Below are 2,739 nucleotides of genomic sequence, written 5' to 3'. Positions count from 1 at the left end.
CGCCAAATACATTAAGTTTTTTGTCATTAATCCACTGCAGAGATTGCGAAGATAAATAAATAGCTTCAGTGTTATAATAAGGGGGCTGGCGAAGCTTGTCAAGGAAGTTTTTATGATTTATCTAACGAACTTTACACTTGCTAAAGTTGTACCATCTTGGTAACTTTAACTGAAAGAAGTTATTTTTTATCCAATATGAAAAAAGCCTTTATATTCACATCCTTAATAGCAATTATATTGATAGTTATTACTTATTTATACAGAAACGACGGAACTAATGACTCACAAGTGGTAAATGTTTATTCATCGCGCAAAGAAGAATTAGTACGTACTTTGTTTGATGAATTCACGAAAAATACAGGTATTAAAGTACGTTACATCATTGATGATTATTCTCAGCTACTTTCACGAATGGAAAACGGTGGTGAAGCTGACTTATTTTTGACTGCTGATGCAATCAACTTAATTCTAGCAAAAAAAAGAGGACTTTTATCTCAAGTAGATTCAGAGGTTTTAAAAAGTGTTATACCTGCAAGATTTAGAGACAGTGAAGATTATTGGTTTGGTCTTACAAAAAGAGCTAGGATATTGGTTTACAATAAAGAGTCAGTAGACCCTAAGGACTTAAGTACTTATGAAGATTTAGCAAATGAAAAATGGAAAGGAAAAATATTAGTGCGTTCTTCTACAAGTCCATATAACAGATCGTTAATTGCTTTTATGATTGCAAATAATGGTTTTGAAAAGACGAAAGAATGGGTAAGCGGAATTGTGAGCAATATGGCAAGAAAACCAAGTGGTGGTGATACTGATCAAATTTACGCCGTCGCAGCGGGTGAGGGAGATGTTGCAATAGTAAACAGCTACTACTTTGCGAGAATTCTTTCATCAGAAAATAAAAAGAATGTTGCAGACAAGCTAGGGGCTTTTTTTCCTAATCGCAACGATCACGGTGTAATGGTAAACATCAGTGGTGCAGCAGTAACAAAAAACGCAAAAAACAGGGAAAATGCTATAGTCTTATTGGAATTTTTAGTAAGCAAGCAGGCTCAAGAGTTATACGCTAAAAAAAACCAAGAATATCCTATTATTGAAGGCGTTGAAACTTCCGATATACTAAAATCTTGGGGAAATTATTCACAAAGTGATTTGCCTCTAAGTGAACTTGAGAAGCATCTTTTTGAGGCTGTGATGATAGCGGATGAGTGTAAGTGGAAGTAATCCCCAGCGCCACTAAACATTGGGATGAAAGATTTATGCTAATATACCTTACTCTTGACTCGCTGAACTTTTTCTTCCTTCTAACTTAATTTTGACTTTACTATCTTTTTCCGTTCTTTCACCAAAACAATTGCTGCACAAGAAGTCTATTGAAAAAAGGTAATAAGAAAGTAGAATAGGTTCAAGTAGTTGAAAAGGAAACTATGAACAAGAGAAGGAATTTGTTAAACATCTCAGACCTTACAGTCGATGATGTAGAAAATATAACTAAGTTGGCCAACCAGTACCTTAAAAAAGAAGTTGCAAATAGTCATATCTTGGAAAATAAGACAGTAATAAATTTATTCTTTGAAGATTCAACGCGTACACTTGCGTCTTTTGAAATAGCAGCAAAAAGCCTTGGAGCAAATGTTGTAACTTTGCCAATAAGATCTTCTTCTATTAACAAGGGAGAAGATCTAAAAGACATGATCAAAACATTAAATGCAATGAATCCTGATTACATAATAATCAGGCATAAAAGTAGTGGTATCATTAATACACTGGCAAAGTATGTTAACTGCTCGCTAATCAATGCAGGCGATGGAAGTAGTGAACATCCAACTCAAGCTCTTGCAGACTATCTTGTAATCAGCAATCACAAAAAGCAAATAAAGGACCTCAAAGTTGTGATATGTGGAGATATTCTGCACAGTAGAGTTGCAAGATCAAATATAAGATTGCTAAAAATGTTTGGAGCAGAGATAAACTTGGTCGCACCACCAACTTTGATTTGTAAGCATTTTCCTGAAGTAGATTCAGTCCATTATTCATTAATTGAAGGTATAAAGGATGCTGACGTAATTATGCTTTTGAGATTGCAGAAAGAGCGCATGAATAATAGTTCTTCAGAGAAAGAATATTTTTATTTGTATGGACTTGATTCACAAAAGCTATCATACGCAAAACCAGATGCGATTGTTATGCACCCAGGGCCAATAAACAGAGGGATTGAGATTAGCAGCGATGTAGCAGATTGTGTTATTTTACAGCAAGTAGAATTTGGATTGGCAATACGTAAGGCAGTGTTGCACTATTATAGGCCTTGCTAATATTAAAAGATGCTACACAACTAATGCAAAAAGGGGGGGCATGAAATGACAAGGCTTGTAAATGGTTTGAGAATGGCCATTAAGATGTTAAGGCCGAGGATATGGTGTGGAAGTTTTTACGAAAGCCTGAAGTCAATCAACAACCTTGCAGAACGGCAAATTAGACGGCTATCGTAAAAACAGCTTTTTCACCTGGTCGGAACATGGAGAAAGATTTGTGGAAAGAATGTTGTCGATATTTTTGACATCACGTCTCAATGGCCAAAATCCCTTCCAAAAGTTACGACTGCTTAGTTCTTTATTCATTCTCACAATCCGTGAACGGTTACAACCTAGATTCCAGTGGGCTTTGTTGCCTCGCTAGCTATGATGGATTAAAGATAAAAAAGATAGGGAATATCAGTAGCTTATTATTCTGGTATTTATA

General features: G+C 35.4%; 2 protein-coding genes. Both read left to right on the top strand.

Annotated elements, in window-relative coordinates:
- The first annotated feature begins 195 nt into the window (after positions 1-195).
- Complete coding sequence (locus tag OZD62_RS06005) at positions 196-1,221, top strand: Fe(3+) ABC transporter substrate-binding protein (RefSeq protein ID WP_010082338.1); 1,026 nt, start codon at positions 196-198, stop codon at positions 1,219-1,221.
- Between the two features lie 203 nt (positions 1,222-1,424).
- Positions 1,425-2,312, top strand: a complete 888-nt coding sequence (locus OZD62_RS06000) for an aspartate carbamoyltransferase catalytic subunit (RefSeq protein ID WP_006280416.1) — start codon at positions 1,425-1,427, stop codon at positions 2,310-2,312.
- The last annotated feature ends 427 nt before the right edge of the window (positions 2,313-2,739 follow it).

The organism is Wolbachia endosymbiont of Drosophila seguyi (genome assembly GCF_028981765.1).
In the GTDB taxonomy this organism is placed as follows: domain Bacteria; phylum Pseudomonadota; class Alphaproteobacteria; order Rickettsiales; family Anaplasmataceae; genus Wolbachia; species Wolbachia pipientis.
Note: the sequence above shows the minus strand (reverse complement) of the source record. Positions and strands in the feature narration are given on the sequence as shown.

Coding starts and splice junctions, on each gene's coding strand:
- OZD62_RS06005 (WP_010082338.1), top strand. CDS start 196: ATGAAAAAAGCCTTTATATTCACATCCTTAATAGCAATTATATTGATA.
- OZD62_RS06000 (WP_006280416.1), top strand. CDS start 1,425: ATGAACAAGAGAAGGAATTTGTTAAACATCTCAGACCTTACAGTCGAT.